Origin of the sequence: Spiroplasma endosymbiont of Melieria omissa, assembly GCF_964031175.1 — a bacterium.
Lineage (GTDB): Bacteria > Bacillota_I > Bacilli_A > Mycoplasmatales > VBWQ01 > Spiroplasma_E > Spiroplasma_E ixodetis_A.
Window position 1 is genome coordinate 1,508,353 of record NZ_OZ035012.1, and the last position, 15,860, is coordinate 1,524,212.

General features: G+C 24.3%; 26 protein-coding genes. 19 read left to right on the forward strand and 7 right to left on the reverse strand.

The window, feature by feature from the left end; all coding sequences use genetic code 4:
* Window positions 1-5: 5 nt before the first annotated feature.
* The 5 genes from ACQH26_RS09885 to nusG all read left to right on the forward strand — a co-directional run bounded on the left by ACQH26_RS09885 (window position 6) and on the right by nusG (window position 3,929).
* Window positions 6-1,337 (forward strand): hypothetical protein, encoded by a 1,332-nt coding sequence (locus ACQH26_RS09885; protein WP_425382409.1) that lies wholly within the window; start codon window positions 6-8, stop codon window positions 1,335-1,337.
* A 72-nt stretch (window positions 1,338-1,409) separates the two neighbouring features.
* Window positions 1,410-2,507, forward strand: coding sequence for a hypothetical protein (locus ACQH26_RS09890; RefSeq protein WP_425382410.1), 1,098 nt, complete (start codon window positions 1,410-1,412; stop codon window positions 2,505-2,507).
* A gap of 177 nt (window positions 2,508-2,684) precedes the next feature.
* Entirely contained in the window at window positions 2,685-2,834 is a 150-nt protein-coding gene (rpmG, locus tag ACQH26_RS09895) for a 50S ribosomal protein L33 (RefSeq protein ID WP_425382411.1), read from the forward strand.
* An 11-nt stretch (window positions 2,835-2,845) separates the two neighbouring features.
* Complete coding sequence (gene secE, locus ACQH26_RS09900; RefSeq protein WP_174481440.1) at window positions 2,846-3,277, forward strand: preprotein translocase subunit SecE; 432 nt, start codon at window positions 2,846-2,848, stop codon at window positions 3,275-3,277.
* Window positions 3,278-3,296: 19 nt separating this feature from the next.
* Window positions 3,297-3,929 carry a transcription termination/antitermination protein NusG gene (nusG, locus tag ACQH26_RS09905; RefSeq protein ID WP_425382412.1) on the forward strand — a complete coding sequence of 211 codons (633 nt, stop codon included), beginning with the start codon at window positions 3,297-3,299 and terminating at the stop codon, window positions 3,927-3,929.
* Window positions 3,930-3,993: 64 nt separating this feature from the next.
* Here nusG and ACQH26_RS09910 read toward each other — a convergent pair whose 3' ends face one another.
* From ACQH26_RS09910 to ACQH26_RS09920, 3 genes are all read right to left on the reverse strand, one after another.
* Window positions 3,994-4,551, reverse strand: a complete 558-nt coding sequence (locus ACQH26_RS09910) for an integrase core domain-containing protein (RefSeq protein ID WP_425383114.1) — start codon at window positions 4,549-4,551, stop codon at window positions 3,994-3,996.
* Window positions 4,521-5,641 (reverse strand): IS3 family transposase gene (locus ACQH26_RS09915; protein WP_425381867.1). Its coding sequence is split into 2 segments (ribosomal slippage): window positions 4,521-5,371 and window positions 5,371-5,641, totalling 1,122 coding nucleotides; the frame shifts between segments, so codons are not numbered across the junction. The genes ACQH26_RS09910 and ACQH26_RS09915 overlap by 31 nt, the downstream gene beginning before the upstream one ends.
* Before the next feature lie 38 nt (window positions 5,642-5,679).
* Window positions 5,680-5,820 (reverse strand): hypothetical protein, encoded by a 141-nt coding sequence (locus ACQH26_RS09920; RefSeq protein ID WP_425382413.1) that lies wholly within the window; start codon window positions 5,818-5,820, stop codon window positions 5,680-5,682.
* A 229-nt stretch (window positions 5,821-6,049) separates the two neighbouring features.
* Here ACQH26_RS09920 and rplK point away from each other — a divergent pair, with 229 nt between their 5' ends.
* The 10 genes from rplK to ACQH26_RS09970 all read left to right on the forward strand — a co-directional run bounded on the left by rplK (window position 6,050) and on the right by ACQH26_RS09970 (window position 11,667).
* Window positions 6,050-6,496: a 50S ribosomal protein L11 gene (rplK, locus tag ACQH26_RS09925; protein WP_425382414.1), complete on the forward strand. Its 447-nt coding sequence runs from the start codon at window positions 6,050-6,052 to the stop codon at window positions 6,494-6,496.
* 1 nt (window position 6,497) lies between these two features.
* Window positions 6,498-7,178 (forward strand): 50S ribosomal protein L1, encoded by a 681-nt coding sequence (rplA, locus tag ACQH26_RS09930; RefSeq protein ID WP_338958648.1) that lies wholly within the window; start codon window positions 6,498-6,500, stop codon window positions 7,176-7,178.
* Between the two features lie 170 nt (window positions 7,179-7,348).
* Complete coding sequence (locus ACQH26_RS09935) at window positions 7,349-7,729, forward strand: hypothetical protein (protein ID WP_425382415.1); 381 nt, start codon at window positions 7,349-7,351, stop codon at window positions 7,727-7,729.
* Between the two features lie 19 nt (window positions 7,730-7,748).
* Window positions 7,749-8,114: a hypothetical protein gene (locus ACQH26_RS09940; protein WP_281748740.1), complete on the forward strand. Its 366-nt coding sequence runs from the start codon at window positions 7,749-7,751 to the stop codon at window positions 8,112-8,114.
* Between the two features lie 139 nt (window positions 8,115-8,253).
* Window positions 8,254-8,379: a hypothetical protein gene (locus tag ACQH26_RS09945; RefSeq protein WP_425382416.1), complete on the forward strand. Its 126-nt coding sequence runs from the start codon at window positions 8,254-8,256 to the stop codon at window positions 8,377-8,379.
* 16 nt (window positions 8,380-8,395) lie between these two features.
* Window positions 8,396-9,172 (forward strand): alkaline phosphatase family protein, encoded by a 777-nt coding sequence (locus ACQH26_RS09950; RefSeq protein ID WP_425382417.1) that lies wholly within the window; start codon window positions 8,396-8,398, stop codon window positions 9,170-9,172.
* Window positions 9,173-9,289: 117 nt separating this feature from the next.
* Window positions 9,290-10,079, forward strand: a protein-coding gene (locus ACQH26_RS09955) for an IS5 family transposase (protein ID WP_425382418.1) whose coding sequence is annotated in 2 segments (ribosomal slippage) — window positions 9,290-9,558 and window positions 9,557-10,079 — 792 coding nt in all. Because the reading frame shifts where the segments join, the coding sequence is not laid out codon by codon here.
* Between the two features lie 167 nt (window positions 10,080-10,246).
* Window positions 10,247-10,735, forward strand: a complete 489-nt coding sequence (locus ACQH26_RS09960; RefSeq protein ID WP_425381884.1) for an IS630 family transposase — start codon at window positions 10,247-10,249, stop codon at window positions 10,733-10,735.
* Complete coding sequence (locus ACQH26_RS09965) at window positions 10,698-10,856, forward strand: hypothetical protein (protein WP_425383125.1); 159 nt, start codon at window positions 10,698-10,700, stop codon at window positions 10,854-10,856. The genes ACQH26_RS09960 and ACQH26_RS09965 overlap by 38 nt, the downstream gene beginning before the upstream one ends.
* Window positions 10,857-11,253: 397 nt before the next feature.
* The gene (locus ACQH26_RS09970; protein ID WP_425382419.1) at window positions 11,254-11,667 is read left to right on the forward strand and encodes a hypothetical protein; all 414 of its coding nucleotides are present in this window, start codon (window positions 11,254-11,256) and stop codon (window positions 11,665-11,667) included.
* Here the strand turns inward: ACQH26_RS09970 and ACQH26_RS09975 are convergent.
* A protein-coding gene (locus tag ACQH26_RS09975) for an IS3 family transposase (RefSeq protein ID WP_425381874.1) occupies window positions 11,654-12,774 on the reverse strand; the annotation gives its coding sequence in 2 pieces (ribosomal slippage) (window positions 11,654-12,504 and window positions 12,504-12,774; 1,122 coding nt in all). The two genes, ACQH26_RS09970 and ACQH26_RS09975, sit on opposite strands and share 14 nt — an antisense overlap.
* Before the next feature lie 443 nt (window positions 12,775-13,217).
* Here ACQH26_RS09975 and ACQH26_RS09980 point away from each other — a divergent pair.
* Together ACQH26_RS09980 and ACQH26_RS09985 are read left to right on the forward strand one after the other, a co-directional pair.
* Entirely contained in the window at window positions 13,218-13,550 is a 333-nt protein-coding gene (locus ACQH26_RS09980; protein ID WP_425382420.1) for a hypothetical protein, read from the forward strand.
* Between the two features lie 135 nt (window positions 13,551-13,685).
* Window positions 13,686-13,982: a hypothetical protein gene (locus ACQH26_RS09985; RefSeq protein ID WP_425382421.1), complete on the forward strand. Its 297-nt coding sequence runs from the start codon at window positions 13,686-13,688 to the stop codon at window positions 13,980-13,982.
* Here ACQH26_RS09985 and ACQH26_RS09990 read toward each other — a convergent pair.
* Both ACQH26_RS09990 and ACQH26_RS09995 read right to left on the reverse strand, forming a co-directional pair.
* The gene (locus tag ACQH26_RS09990) at window positions 13,972-14,391 is read right to left on the reverse strand and encodes a transposase family protein (RefSeq protein ID WP_425381923.1); all 420 of its coding nucleotides are present in this window, start codon (window positions 14,389-14,391) and stop codon (window positions 13,972-13,974) included. The genes ACQH26_RS09985 and ACQH26_RS09990 overlap by 11 nt on opposite strands.
* Complete coding sequence (locus ACQH26_RS09995) at window positions 14,354-14,686, reverse strand: transposase (protein ID WP_425383115.1); 333 nt, start codon at window positions 14,684-14,686, stop codon at window positions 14,354-14,356. The genes ACQH26_RS09990 and ACQH26_RS09995 overlap by 38 nt, the downstream gene beginning before the upstream one ends.
* A gap of 162 nt (window positions 14,687-14,848) precedes the next feature.
* Here ACQH26_RS09995 and ACQH26_RS10000 point away from each other — a divergent pair, with 162 nt between their 5' ends.
* A complete protein-coding gene (locus ACQH26_RS10000) occupies window positions 14,849-15,208 on the forward strand; it encodes a helix-turn-helix domain-containing protein (protein ID WP_425381863.1) in 360 nt (119 codons plus the stop codon).
* Window positions 15,209-15,248: 40 nt separating this feature from the next.
* Window positions 15,249-15,737 (forward strand): IS630 family transposase, encoded by a 489-nt coding sequence (locus ACQH26_RS10005; RefSeq protein WP_425381884.1) that lies wholly within the window; start codon window positions 15,249-15,251, stop codon window positions 15,735-15,737.
* Here ACQH26_RS10005 and ACQH26_RS10010 read toward each other — a convergent pair.
* Window positions 15,730-15,858 (reverse strand): hypothetical protein, encoded by a 129-nt coding sequence (locus ACQH26_RS10010; protein WP_425381922.1) that lies wholly within the window; start codon window positions 15,856-15,858, stop codon window positions 15,730-15,732. The genes ACQH26_RS10005 and ACQH26_RS10010 overlap by 8 nt on opposite strands.
* Between the last annotated feature and the right edge of the window lie 2 nt (window positions 15,859-15,860).

Below are 15,860 nucleotides of genomic sequence, written 5' to 3' on the forward strand. Positions count from 1 at the left end.
ATAAAATGTTAAAAAATAAACATTTATGGTTGGGACTTAGTTTAACATTAGCAACAACTAATATTGTTGCTAACACTAGTATTACTAATAATTTAACAAGTATTAATAAATTAAAACAAGAAAATAAAAATAAAACTGAAATTAATGAAGTCGTTACTAATACTACGTATGGTAATTTAAGTAATAGTACTATTTTAAATAGTCAGGATGAAAATGGAATATATCATCTTTTTGATGTTAAAACCATTATTGATAATCCAAATTTAGAACCTTATGTAAAAGATATTTATATTGATAATTTTAAATTAACTTATAACCCTGAAAAGATAAATAAAGATGTTATTAATGAGTTTGATAAAGAAATTGCTGCTATTAATTATAAAGAAGAACAATTAACAAGTACTAATGATTTGCAAATTTTTCAAAAACAAAACTTGAGCAAAATATCAACAACAGCTTATATTTCAAATAAAAAGTCTAAAAGTAATTTTACTTTTATTCAATTTGGTGGTGCTAATACTCATATATCATTAACTGGAACGAAAGGTATTATTGATGCAATTAAGAACTATGATAATTTAAGTGAAACATTGGGATTATATTATATTGCTCAATCTCATTCAAAAAATAGTAGGGGAATTTGTCTTGACTTTGTTAAACAATTTATTACTAAAAGTAGTTTAAAAAATAATGAAAGCACCGCAGAAAAAATTTCTAAAAATATTTTCAATAATATGATTGATAGTCCAAATTTAGAATCTGTTATTAATAGTTTTTCAATTGAAAATAATAGTAAAAAGATAAGTATTAGATATTTAGTTGACAGTACTGGTAACATTATTAGCGTTGGATATTTACAATATGATAGCAAAAATTTGGATACTAATAATAATTTAACATTAAGTCATAGTTTTCCAAAAGATGGAGGAAAACTAATAGATTATAATTCAGAAATAACTACGCTTTTAAAATGAAGTGATTATGCTGATTCATGAAATAATTTTATGTTTTTATATCCAACAATTTTTGCTAATTCGACAGACAATATAACTTATAGTGTTATGGATAATACAACAACAATTAAAAGTAATGAATTAAACTTTAATACCAAAAAAATTCAAGACAAAGATAATCAATTACCAGTTTGACGAGTAGTAAATCAGCCACCTGCAGGTCATAAATCACAAGGATTAGTTATTTATATATTTATGTGACATGATGAAAACACTATATATCAACAACTTAGAAGTAGTTCTATATCTCGTGCTTTTGATATTGGACCATCTTTCTCAATAAGTATTAGTAGATGAACGATTAGTAATATTATTAATGAATAATTATGTATTAACTTATCAATAAAATTAAAAATTTAATTTAAAACTACTTTAACTATGAAAGGAATAAATAAAATGAAAATAAATAAAGAAGAAACATGAAAAGAAGTACAAAAAGCGTTGAATAATCTTCATGGTCCAGTTAGAGCAGGAGCATTAAGTGCACAAAATTGAAGTAATACGACAACAGGAGTTCTACTAACAATAGCAGGACTTAAGTCTGTTACTAGGGATAGTAATATTGAAAAACGTTACCAATTAATTAAAAATGGAGTAGCTGATATATTATATGCTGCATTTGGTGGTTGAGTTATTTGACAAGCATATAATTTAAATGAAACTGGTGGTAGTACAACTACCGAGCCAAATTTACCTACTTTTCCTACTTTACCACCAAATAATGAAAGACTTTATTCTGAAATTGCTGAACAATTAATAGAAGATGCTGTAAGTAATGAATTAACTCCAGAAATGATTTCTATTGCATTAAATAAATTATTTACTGGTACAAATGGATTAGTTAAAGTGCTTAGTGGAATATCAGGTTTTGATTTATATAAAATTCAAAAAGTAACAAAAACTATTGAATACTTAAAATCACTTACTACTTTTGCAACTGCAGGTATTAATTTTACAAATGGTAATATTGTGGGAGGAAGTTTAATGTCAATTTCAGCAATGATGGATATTAGTCATACATATTTTTCTACAATGAGTAAATCTAATACTTCAAATAGTAAAGAGGAAATTATTATTAAAATTATTAATGAAAGAAAAGAACACATTACAAAAAGTTTTTCTTTATATAAAGGTATTTTAAGTAATAAAGATTTAAAGGAAATATATGAGTATTTAGAAAAAAATAATTGAGATAAGTTTGAAATGAGACATTCAGATAAAACAATTCCTAGTTTTGTTAAACTCGGAAAAATAAAAGATTGAAGACCAACATTAACAATGTTTAAAGAATGAATAGATAATTATACTCCCGAAAATAAAAAGGTAGAATTAGTAACGGAGATTGAAGATACTAGTCAACAAGAAAGAATAAAGTTAAAAATTCCTGATTATGAGTTTGAACCGGAATTTGTTACAAGTGCAAATAATGATATGTCAGAAGTTATCATAGAACCCAATGAAAGACAACCACTTTTAGGAAGTATTAATAGTTAATTAAAATTATTTTTTATTTATTATTTTATTTTTTCTTGTACAATTATTTTAGAAATGATGAATTTTAAAGAAAGATTAAAAATTTAACTTTGTTTTTAAAATAAAAATATTTTAAAATTGACACTTATTTTAAATAATAATATAATTAAAAATGGTTAAATTTTCTAGGTGAATTTAATGAACGAAAAAATAATTTTAATTTGTACTGTGTGTTTAAATCGTAATTATCATACATACAAAAATAAGATTAAATATAAAGAGCGTATAGAACTAAAAAAATATTGTGAACATTGTCAAAAACATACTTTACATAAGGAATCACGTTAGGAGAAATTTTCATGAGTGCAGAAGACAAATCAAAAGAAAAACCAAAAATTAATCCTGAAAAATTGGCTCTTTTAAAAAGTAAATTTAATATTTTACGTAAAATTAAACCTTTAAGAACAAAAAGAACTTCTGAAGGAAAACCAAGTTTTGATCCACGAACAGCCGATAAAAATAAAAAGGTTAATATTAGCGAAATTTGAGAAAAAGAACGTAAAAATCGTACGCCTGAAGAACGTTTTTATTATAAAAAAGAAGCGAGAACTTATCATAAATATTTTTTCTTATACTTATCAAGAGAAATTAGAAGAACTCGTTGAACACCAAGAAAACAATTAAATAATAAATTTATTACAACAGTATTATTTATTGCTGTCTTAGCACTATTCTTTTATGGAATTGAGCAGTTATTACTATTTGTATTACCTTTATTAAAAATAATGTAAAAAATGGAGATGCCAAAAAATGAGCGAAAGAATAAAAAAAGAAACCCCTTTAGTGAAAACTACATCATTAGAAGAAACACATAAACATCGAATTGAGCAAGCACAATGATATATTGTTAATTGTAACAAAGGTCATGAAGATAAAGTTGCTGCTGATTTGAAAAATAAAATTGAAAAAAAATTAAATTTAAAAGATAATATTTTTCAAGTTAGGGTTGTTAAAGAAGCAATACCAGATAAAGATAAAAAAATAACTGAAAAAAATATTTTTCCTGGTTATATTTTTGTTCATATGATTTTAACCGAAGATACTTGATATGATATTCGTAATACAACAGGGATTAATGGTTTTATTGGTTCTAGTGGTAAAGGTGTACCACCGACTCCACTTTCTACTAAAGAAGTTAATGAAATATTATATCGTAATTCTAAAAATTCATCACAACCTAAAGTTAAAGAGACAAAAAAAATTATTCGTGATTTTGAGTTAAATGATTTTGTTCATATTACTTCTGGTGCTTTACAAGGCCGAGAAGGACAAGTTATTAAATTAGATGAAGATAAGGGTGTTGCAACAGTTTCTGTTGATATGTTTGGTCGTCAAACCGAAATTAAAGTAGAATATGATAGTTGTAAAAAAATTAAAGTTTAGTTTAAATTATTTAATTTTTATGTAAAATAAAATTAAAATTGTAAGGTAGTACAGACATTTTGGACTATTTTTTATCTAATAAAAGTTTATCAAAATAATCCATAGGAGTCATTAATCCTAATGATTTATGTGGTTTAGAATTGTTATAATATTCTTGAAAAGAATTCACTAATTTTTGAAATAAACTAAAATCACTATTTAAATATGGTTTTATTTCAAATAAATTACTTCAATTTCTGTGAAATCTTTCAATCTTACCATTACTCTGTGGTGATCTAAACGGTGTAGTTTCATGAACTATACCTTTTTTATTACAAAAATTTGTAAATCAACGATTCCTTTGTGGTTTTCCACAAGATGTATTAGTATATTGACTACCATTATCAGTTCTAATTCTTTTAATTTTAATTCCTAATTTTTCATAGAAATTTAAAGCATTTTTAGTAGCATTTACAATATCTCTGGTTTGTGCTTGTTCAGATGGATAACAATAAGTAATTCGAGTTTTTTCATCAATAAAATCAATAATATATCATCTTTTACTTCCTGTTATATAATCTGATACTACTGGAATGGCAACACTTTTTAGGACTATTTTTTGGTAGACATTTGTTTTTGATAATTAACTGGAGTTAAGTAGTTTAAAGTGCTGTGGATTCTTATGTTGTTGTATCAATTGATGTAATCAAATAATTCTAATTTTAATTGGATTAATGATCTAAAATTTTTATCATTAATAAATTCAGTTTTGAAAGTTTTAAAAGTTGCTTCAGCAACAGCATTGTCATAAGGACAACCTTTTTTGCTTAAAGAGCGAGTAATATTGAATGCTAGTAAAAGTTTATCAATAATTTTATTATTAAATTCATTACCACAATCACTATGAAATATTTGAATATCTTTTAAACAGCGATTTGATTGCATAAATGCTTGATGTACTAATAAGGCATCTTTTCTAGTACCTACACTATGTCCAATAATTTCGCGGTTAAATAGGTCAATTAATAAGCAAATATAGTTTCATTTACCATTAACTTGAACATAAGTTAAATCACTGACAATAACTTCATTTTTAAGCCTATTATTAAAGTTTCTATTCACAAGATTAGTGATTTTTTCATCATTTACTTTGTTATTATGATTTTTGAATGATAATTTAGTGTATTTTGATATTAAATTATGCTTATTCATAATTTCTTTAATTTTTCGTCTTGATAAATAAATTTCTTGGTTTTCTAATATTACTTTTAATCTTCTTGTTCCATAAACACATTTATTTTCTTTAAAAGCACTAATAATAGCTTCATCATAAATATTATTTTGAATTTTATTTTCTTTTTTCTTTAAATTAAAATAATATGTTGATTTAGAAATTTTTAAAAAATGACACATTGTGCGAATTTTATATTTAAACTTATTGTTTGTAATAATTTCTATTTTCTGCCTATTATTAGTGCTGCTTGCTTTAAAATATCATTTTCCATTCTTAATTGTTTTAATTCTTTTCTTAATTTAATTAATTCATTTTCTTCAACAGAACGATTATCTTTAGCTTTAAAACTACCTGAATTAGTAAATTGCTTAATTCAATTATAAGTAGCTGCTCTTGTAACATTATATTCTTTAGCAAGGTAAGATACTGATTTGCCGCTTTGATATAAAGCTACTATTTGTTTTTTAAATTCATCGGTATATGAATTAATATTGGCCATATTATAGTTCCTTTCTTTCAACTAATTTGTTCACTTGTCTACGTAATTAGTGTCCAATAAAGTGTAACCCATCCAATATTAACTTTATTAATATTTTTATCATTTTTATACTTTTCTACAAATTTGTTAAATTTATAATCAAATTTAGTAAAATCAGCACTATTAATTAAATATTTCATTTTAAACTACACCTCAACTAATAATATAAAGTTATAAAAACTTTTATTAGTCCAAAAAGTGTGTCTAATCTACAAAATAAAATTAAAATATATTTGACTACTAATTATAATGATGTTATTATTTGTAAAGTACTATTTATATATATAAATAGTACTTTAATTATGTTTAAACTTGTGGAAGATTTATTCGTTTGGACCACAGTGAGAATCCATTTAGGAGGAGTTGCTCATGGCAGATAAAAAAAATATTAATCGTGAAGGTATTATTCAATTACCAGCTGGTAGTGCCAAACCAGGTGCTAGTTTAGCATCATTCGGTATTGATATGCCACGTTTTTGTAGAGAATTTAATGATAAAACCAAAGATCAAAAAGATGATGTTAATCCGGTTCCAATTCCAGTTTTTATTACAGCATATAAAGATAAAACTTTCGACTTTAAAATAAAAACTGCACCAACAACATTTCTTTTAAAAATAGCATTGAAACTTGCAAAAGGTTCATCAAATGCTAAATTAACAAAAGTAGGAACACTTACTATTGCTCAAATCACAGAAATTGCTCAAATTAAATTACCTGATTTAAATGCTTATTCTTTAGAAGATGCAATAAAAATTGTTGCAGGAACAGCTAAGAATATGGGCATTACTGTTGAAGATGGAAAGCAAGGTGTTTAATATGAATAGAAGTAAAAGATATCTTGCAGTTGCAAAATTAGTTGATAACACTAAAGTTTATCCAATTGATCGTGCTTTAGAATTAGCAAAACAAACTTCATCATTAAAATTTGATGCAACAGTTGAAGCAGCATTTCGTTTAAATGTTGATCCAAGACATGCTGATCAAATGTTACGTGGTTCTATTGTTTTACCAGCAGGGACTGGAAAAACACAACGTGTTTTAGTAATAACTACTACTAAACAAAAAGAGGCAATGGAAAGTCAAGCTGATTTTGTTGGTGGTAAGGAAATGATTGAAAAAATTCAAAAAGGTTGATTTGATTTTGATGTTATTATTGCAACACCCGAAATGATGGGTGAATTAGGAAAAATTGGTAGAGTATTAGGACCAAAAGGGTTAATGCCTACAGCAAAACTAGGAACAGTAACAATGGATGTTCAAAAAGCAATAGCTGATATTCGTAAAGGTAAAGTTGAATATCGTGTTGATAAACAAGGTAATATTCATGTTATTCTTGGTAAAGTATCATTTGCACAAGAAGGGTTAAAAGATAATTATTTAGCAATTCTTAACACTTTAAGAAAAGTTAAACCCGCAGCAGTTAAGGGTGCTTATATTAAAAATATAAGTATTACTACAGCAATGGGTCCTGGTATTAAAGTATTAATTGAAGAATAATATAGAAAAAATCATTAGTAAAAGTACTAATGATTTTTTTATGTTTTTATTCATAATTTTTTTAATATTTAAAAAAATTTTACGCTATAATTTATTTATTGTGATAATACCAATTAATACATTATTTTGGTAAAACAATAAAATAATTAGGTAGTAAAGGAGAAACCTTAATGAAAAATCTTATAAATCTTTTTAAGAAACAAAATTGAGGAATAAAAATTGGCTTTGCCTCACTGGTAATTAGTTTGCTCTGTTTAGCATTAGGACTAATTTTAATTGCAACAGCCAATTTTAAAGCCCCAAGTGGAGGAAGTTCACAATATGCCGGAAATGGCTTTCATGCTATTTCTGTATGAGGACTTGATAGTTTTTTAAACAAAGCTGGCTATGATCAAATGTGAACAGATGCTACTAGTGATAAACTTTTAACTTATCCTCTTGCGCAAGTAGTTGTCGGAATTGTATTTACAGTAATTTTAACTGCTATCTTTCTTGGTGTTAGTGTTTTATCTTTAATATTTGGTTATTTTAAACGTTGATTATATTCTTAGTGTTTAGTAAGTGTTAAATATGGATAAAAATGTAGAATATAAAAAAGTTACATCTTGGGATTGAAAGCAAAAATTAGGATTATTCTTATGTATTTTAACTTTGCTTTTTCTAATAATTAGTTTAATACTATTTGGAACAGCTATTTTTAATGATCACTATAATAATTTTCTTGGTAACGGTTTTTGAAGTTTAAAACACTATGGTATTATTAATTTGTTTTATAATTGAGATCAACTAGATATAGAAGCGGCTAAAAATACTTATGTTTCTCATCCTTTTGAACAAGTTTATTTTGCAATTATTTTCTTAATCATTATTGTACCAATATGTTTTGTTCTTGGAGTTAGTTTATTAGTTAGAGGATGATGAAAGTCAAGAATTTAATATATATTTACTTCATAAATTTATTTATAGTAAAATTTAATAATCATTATTTCATTAAAAAGGGTGTATTATGATGTTTAATTCTAAAAAAATAATTGTTTTTTTACTAATAAATATTGTGTGAGTAGTAGTTTGGATTATGATAACTATTAGTTACGATAGTTATCGTGATCCAATTTTAAATTATGTACCACATAGTAACGATTATTTAACAAATGAACCAACTAATCAATTGGTTCCTAAAGCAAAAAACCCAAACATGTAGTTATGGTGCGTATACATTGGAAGCACGTGATGTTTTACCAACTTCTTCTGCTGCAAATTGAGCAAGTGTTATGTTTGCTATAGATCCTATTAAGCATGGTGTTGTTGATCAAGATTTGTGGAATGTTCATCATACTGTTCATGCTGAAGTAAAAGCTGATCAAGTAAGTATTTTTAGTTCTATTATTGATAAGTATGGTCTTTCAAAAAATTTATTTGGTTATGCTAGTGAAGGTGAAATGATTGCTAATTTTCAGCCCAAAGGGCAAGAAAATATAAAAACTTTAATTAGTAATAATGGTAATTATTGTGCAACAGAAAATGATAAACAAACTTTTGAAAATACGAAAAATGTATTAATTAATAAACCTTTATTTTCATTTTTTTATTATGTTAATCCTGATTTAGCAGGTCATTCACGTGAATGAAATAGTGAAGAATATTATCAAGCAATTAGTCAGACTGATAAATATATTGGAGGTATTATTGAAAATTTAAAAGATTTAGAAATGTGAGAAGATACCTTATTAATTATTAGTTCTGATCATGGAGGTGTTTCACAATATCATGGTTATTCTTCTGATGCTGAACAAAAAATTCCTTTGCTTTTTGCAGGAAATTGTATTCCAAAACACGGAATTATTTCAGATAAAATTAAAATTTATGATATTCCAGCTACTATTGCTTGATTATTAGATATTAATTCACGACCAATAATTTGAGATGGCCAGCCAATTTTAACACCTTTTTTTGATATGACAAATATGTATGATCATAGTGAGGAGTTTAAGTAATGGATATTATCAATTTTAAACAAATTAATTTTTGAAATAATGGTATTAGAACCTGTTTAGAATCTTTTCGAAAATAATGTAAAATGATTATATATTTTAAAATCAGAGGTATATATTATGCATAAAAATTATCCAAGTCATGTCACCAAAGAACAATTTGAGAACATAAAAACAATTTTAGAAAATAGCAAAAAGAAAACAAAACCAAGAAGTTTAGATTTATATGAAGTATTTTGTGCAATTTTATATGTATTAAAAAGTGGTTATCAATGAAGAATGCTACCAAAAAATTTTCCAAAATGACAAACTGTATATTATTATTTTCAAATTTGAAGTAAAAATAACGGTAAAGAAGCTAGTGTATGGCAATTAATTTTAAAAAAAATTGGTTAAAAAAGTTCGTATCAACAATAATCGCAAAGAACAAACTAGTTTTTGTATAATTGATTCGCAAAGTGTTAAAAATACAGATACTACTGAAAATAAAGGTTATGATGCTGGTAAAAAGATTTCAGGAATAAAGCGTCATATTATTGTTGATTCTCAAGGTTTACCACATGCAATTTACATAACCACAGCAGAAAAAACAGATCGTAATAGCGCTATAATAATGATTGAAAATGAAAAAGAAAATCTTTCTGCAGTTCAAAAAATAATAGTAGATGCTGGTTATACTGGTGAAAAATTTGCTTCTGAAATCAAAACAATCATAAATGCAAATGTTGAAATTATAAAACGCAATGAACTACATACTTTTGTAGTATTACCAAAAAGATGAATTGTAGAACGAAGCTTTGCTTGATTAGAAAAATACAGAAGATTATGAAAAAATTGTGAAAGAAAACTAAATACTAGTTTACAAATGGTTGTTCTTTCCTTTATTTCAGTTTTATTAAAAAGATCCTAAACAGGTTCTTACAGTTCAAAAAGTAATTGATAAATTTGGAAATATGACTAAAGAAACAGTTTATAACTATTTTAAAAAACTAAATTATACATATAAAAAAAACTTTTCTATATGAACAAAGAGATAAAAATAAACAAGAAGATTTTTTAAAAGAAATAGCTAAAATAATGAATGAAGATTTAGTATATATTGATGAATCTGGAATTGATGATAATGAATTTTATAAATATGGTTGATCTGAAAAAGGTAAAATATTATTTGATAATAAACCCGCATATAAAATAAAGAGAATGAGTATAATTGGTTCACTAAATAAAGGTAAATTAAAAGCCTTATGAGCATTTGAAGGACATTGCAATAGTAAAATTTTTGAATCATATGTTAAAAATAAACTAATTCCAGTATTAAAGCGTGGACAAATTATAGTTTTAGATAATGCAACGTTTCATAAATCTAAATTAACACAACAATTAATTGAAAATGCTGGATGCAAACTATTATTTCTTCCGCCATATTCTCCTAATTTAAATCCAATTGAACATTTTTGATTTGCTATAAAACATAATATAAGAAAAATATTACCAAATTATTGACCAAATATTAAAAAAGCGATTGATTTTGTTTTTCAAGATATGAGTAAACATTACTTTAGTTAGCTATACTACTTATATTGAATCTTCAACTGGTGTTGCACAAGGTGCTAGAACCGGATTTTCGGCAATAATTACTGGAACAATGTTTTTAATTGCTATTATTTTATATCCAATATGAAATTAGTAATTTAATTGCAAAAGTTAGAAATAGTAATCCAGGCAAAATTACAGAAAATAATCAAAATGACTTTCGGGTTAGTGACGGTACTTGTCAAATTGATATTGTAACCAAAGATGAAAAAAATGAAAAACTTATTACTTCTTAGAACCTGTTTAGGATCTTTTTTGATTAATTTTTAATAAAATTTATATTATAATGGTTATTTTATAATAAAAAATAGATTTTTAGTCGATAAGTTTTCAAATGATAAAATCTTTTTAACAAAAAAATGAAAAAGAAAATAAATTATTGGTTAAGTACCTATTTATAAATGATTATTTCTTGTTTTAGTTAAATTCTATTAAAAAGATCCTAAACAGGTTCTTAGATTACTTATTGTGCTTGCTACTATTTTTATTGTTTGAAAAATAATGTACAAAATGTTACTTTAAATACTGGTGGTAGTTTACATGCTTTTAATGCTTATTTTTGCTCACCAATGTTATTTGTTATATTGATATCATTTGGTTTTTTAAGTACCAATAATAATTTTAGTTGAAAAGAGTATAGTAAATTAATACTAGCTATTATGATTTTATCTTTAATTACAAGTTTTATGTATTTAGATTTTTTTGCTTTTAAAGAAGGATATGTAACAACAGGTTATATGTTAGGATTATGATTTAAATTATTATTTTTTGATTATGGTAAATGAATGATATGAATTATTATTGGTGGTAGCGCATTAGTAAAAGTTGTTACTAACCATTTTTCTTTAAGTAATAAAAGTTGAAATATTGGAATGGCAATACTTTTTAGGACTATTTTTTGGTAGACATTTGTTTTTGATAATTAACTGGAGTTAAGTAGTTTAAAGTGCTGTGGATTCTTATGTTGTTGTATCAATTGATGTAATCAAATAATTCTAATTTTAATTGGATTAATGATCTAAAATTTTTATCATTAATAAATTCAGTTTTGAAAGTTTTAAAAGTTGCTTCAGCAACAGCATTGTCATAAGGACAACCTTTTTTGCTTAAAGAGCGAGTAATATTGAATGCTAGTAAAAGTTTATCAATAATTTTATTATTAAATTCATTACCACAATCACTATGAAATATTTGAATATCTTTTAAACAGCGATTTGATTGCATAAATGCTTGATGTACTAATAAGGCATCTTTTCTAGTACCTACACTATGTCCAATAATTTCGCGGTTAAATAGGTCAATTAATAAGCAAATATAGTTTCATTTACCATTAACTTGAACATAAGTTAAATCACTGACAATAACTTCATTTTTAAGCCTATTATTAAAGTTTTTATTCACAAGATTAGTGATTTTTTCATCATTTACTTTGTTATTATGATTTTTGAATGATAATTTAGTGTATTTTGATATTAAATTATGCTTATTCATAATTTCTTTAATTTTTCGTCTTGATAAATAAATTTCTTGGTTTTCTAATATTACTTTTAATCTTCTTGTTCCATAAACACATTTATTTTCTTTAAAAGCACTAATAATAGCTTCATCATAAATATTATTTTGAATTTTATTTTCTTTTTTCTTTAAATTAAAATAATATGTTGATTTAGAAATTTTTAAAAAATGACACATTGTGCGAATTTTATATTTAAACTTATTGTTTGTAATAATTTCTATTTTCTGCCTATTATTAGTGCTGCTTGCTTTAAAATATCATTTTCCATTCGTAATTGTTTTAATTCTTTTCTTAATTTAATTAATTCATTTTCTTCAACAGAACGATTATCTTTAGCTTTAAAACTACCTGAATTAGTAAATTGCTTAATTCAATTATAAGTAGCTGCTCTTGTAACATTATATTCTTTAGCAAGGTAAGATACTGATTTGCCGCTTTGATATAAAGCTACTATTTGTTTTTTAAATTCATCGGTATATGAATTAATATTGGCCATAATTATAGTTCCTTTCTTTCAACTAATTTGTTCACTTGTCTACGTAATTAGTGTCCAATAAAGTGTAACCCATCCATATTGTTAAAATAATAACTTTAGTTATTACTAGTATTTTTTTAATAATAGTTTTAATATTTAGTATTAACTTGCAACTTACTAGTAAGTTATATTGATATGATAACTTTAATTGAGATTTATTTTATGTATCATTTCGTGAGGGTGGATTTTTACAACTGATACCTGGGTTATTAGCTTTTTTAGTTGGTCTTAATTTTCAGTGATGAATAAATTGAGAAAAGATAAAAGATAATGTGGTTTATTCATTACTTAGTTTTTCTCTATTTATTGTTATTATTAGTTGTCGAATCATATTTTATTTTCCTTTAATTTATTGAGATATTATGGAAATTTTGCAAGGTTTATTTTTATTTATTCCTTTTATTATGTTAAATATTAATTATAATAAAACTTTAGCCTTTTTATTTCATGGTACTACTTTTATTTTATTTTTTCATATTGCTTTTAATAAAGTAATTAGTGTTGAATTTATGACAGGTTTATTATTGCGCTTAATATTTGGATTAAATGTTGCTAGAAGAGCAGTGGAATTTGTAAATAATAATTTTTTTGTTACTATAATTTACTCATTTGGTAAGATGTCAATTTTAATTTTCTTTTGTGCTTTTTTATCAAGACAATATGTAAAACTATTTAAATTTAAAGTATTTGCTATAGAAAAAAAAGAAAGCAATTATTCATTAAATTATTATAATTAATCTTTTTCTCTTATAATAAAATAATTATTATCTTTTAATTATTAACGATTTTCCTCATTTTATAATCAACCATCTTTATTTGAAAAATGATAAACTGTTACTAAAATTCGTGTTAAAAAGGGGGAGGATTAATTTATGAAAACATTATTAACAACATTAGTAAGTTTAACGACTGTTATTACACCAATTATCACAACAACTAATTTATCAGTTATTAGTGAATTAGATAATAATATTAATTATCATCATAAAAATTTACAAATAATATCAAAATCATTATTCAGAACAACTAAAGAAAGCAATATCAAACTTACACTTACACTAGGAGCAACTTATGGTGAAATTAATAAAGATATTTATAATACAGCAGATGTATTTAAAGAACATCAACTAGCAGTGGTTATCAAGTTAATTATTAGACTTACTGCATAACGTTTTTAAGTTTTAATGATAAATTATAAAATCCTGCAATTAAATTAAATCTTAAAAATATTCGTTTTCTAGCTTTTCTAAATTTATAACCAATAATTTTAAAACATTTTAAAAATGCAAAAACATGTTCAATTTTTCTGCGAGTTTTATTAATAATCTTATTAAAAATTTTAATTTTACTTGTTTTAGGATTATTTTTACTAGTTTTAATGGGTAAAAATGTATTACTATGAATTTTTTGTAAACCTTGATAACCTTTATCTGCAAGAATTACAGTTTCTGACAAAAATTCTAACTTTGAATTTTTAAAAGTTTTAAAATCATGATTTTTACCAGTATCAGGAAAAATATTTAAAATTTCATTAGTATAGCTAACTAAAGTAATGTTTACTCATATCTTGAAAAACAAAATCAATCGCTTTTTTAATATTTGGTCAATAATTTGGTAATATTTTTCTTATATTATGTTTTATAGCAAATCAAAAATGTTCAATTGGATTTAAATTAGGAGAATATGGCGGAAGAAATAATAGTTTGCATCCAGCATTTTCAATTAATTGTTGTGTTAATTTAGATTTATGAAACGTTGCATTATCTAAAACTATAATTTGTCCACGCTTTAATACTGGAATTAGTTTATTTTTAACATATGATTCAAAAATTTTACTATTGCAATGTCCTTCAAATGCTCATAAGGCTTTTAATTTACCTTTAGTGAACCAATTATACTCATTCTCTTTATTTTATAGCTAACTAAAGTAATATTTACTCATAAATAATGTAAAATAATAATATGTAATTTAAACAGTTTTTGAATTTAAAAGTACAATTCAGCAATAATTAAAATAGATTAGGAAGATTAAATTATGCCAAAACCATACAGTGAAGACTTACGAAGAAAAGTAATAGAAGCTTATGAAAGTAAAAATATGAAAATTAAAGAAATTTGTAAAGTGTTCAATATCACTAGAAAGACTTTATTTTTATGAAGAAAAAGAAAAAAAGAAACTGGGCATATAAAACCAATTTTGAATTATCAAAAAGGACATAGCCACAAAATAAAGGATTTAGATGAATTAAAAAATTATTTAGCAGAAAATAAAGATGTTACAGTTCAAAAAGTAATTGATAAATTTGGAAATATGACTAAAGAAACAGTTTATAACTATTTTAAAAAACTAAATTATACATATAAAAAAAACTTTTCTATATGAACAAAGAGATAAAAATAAACAAGAAGATTTTTTAAAAGAAATAGCTAAAATAATGAATGAAGATTTAGTATATATTGATGAATCTGGAATTGATGATAATGAATTTTATAAATATGGTTGATCTGAAAAAGGTAAAATATTATTTGATAATAAACCCGCATATAAAATAAAGAGAATGAGTATAATTGGTTCACTAAATAAAGGTAAATTAAAAGCCTTATGAGCATTTGAAGGACATTGCAATAGTAAAATTTTTGAATCATATGTTAAAAATAAACTAATTCCAGTATTAAAGCGTGGACAAATTATAGTTTTAGATAATGCAACGTTTCATAAATCTAAATTAACACAACAATTAATTGAAAATGCTGGATGCAAACTATTATTTCTTCCGCCATATTCTCCTAATTTAAATCCAATTGAACATTTTTGATTTGCTATAAAACATAATATAAGAAAAATATTACCAAATTATTGACCAAATATTAAAAAAGCGATTGATTTTGTTTTTCAAGATATGAGTAAACATTACTTTAGTTAGCTATATGTGCATTAATTATGGTTTGAAACTTAACAGTATGCATTCATTTTTTGCCAGAAAATCAATCTTTTTGATTATATTTTGGTCGTTCTGTTTCTACTTCTGTTACATCAATTATCAAAA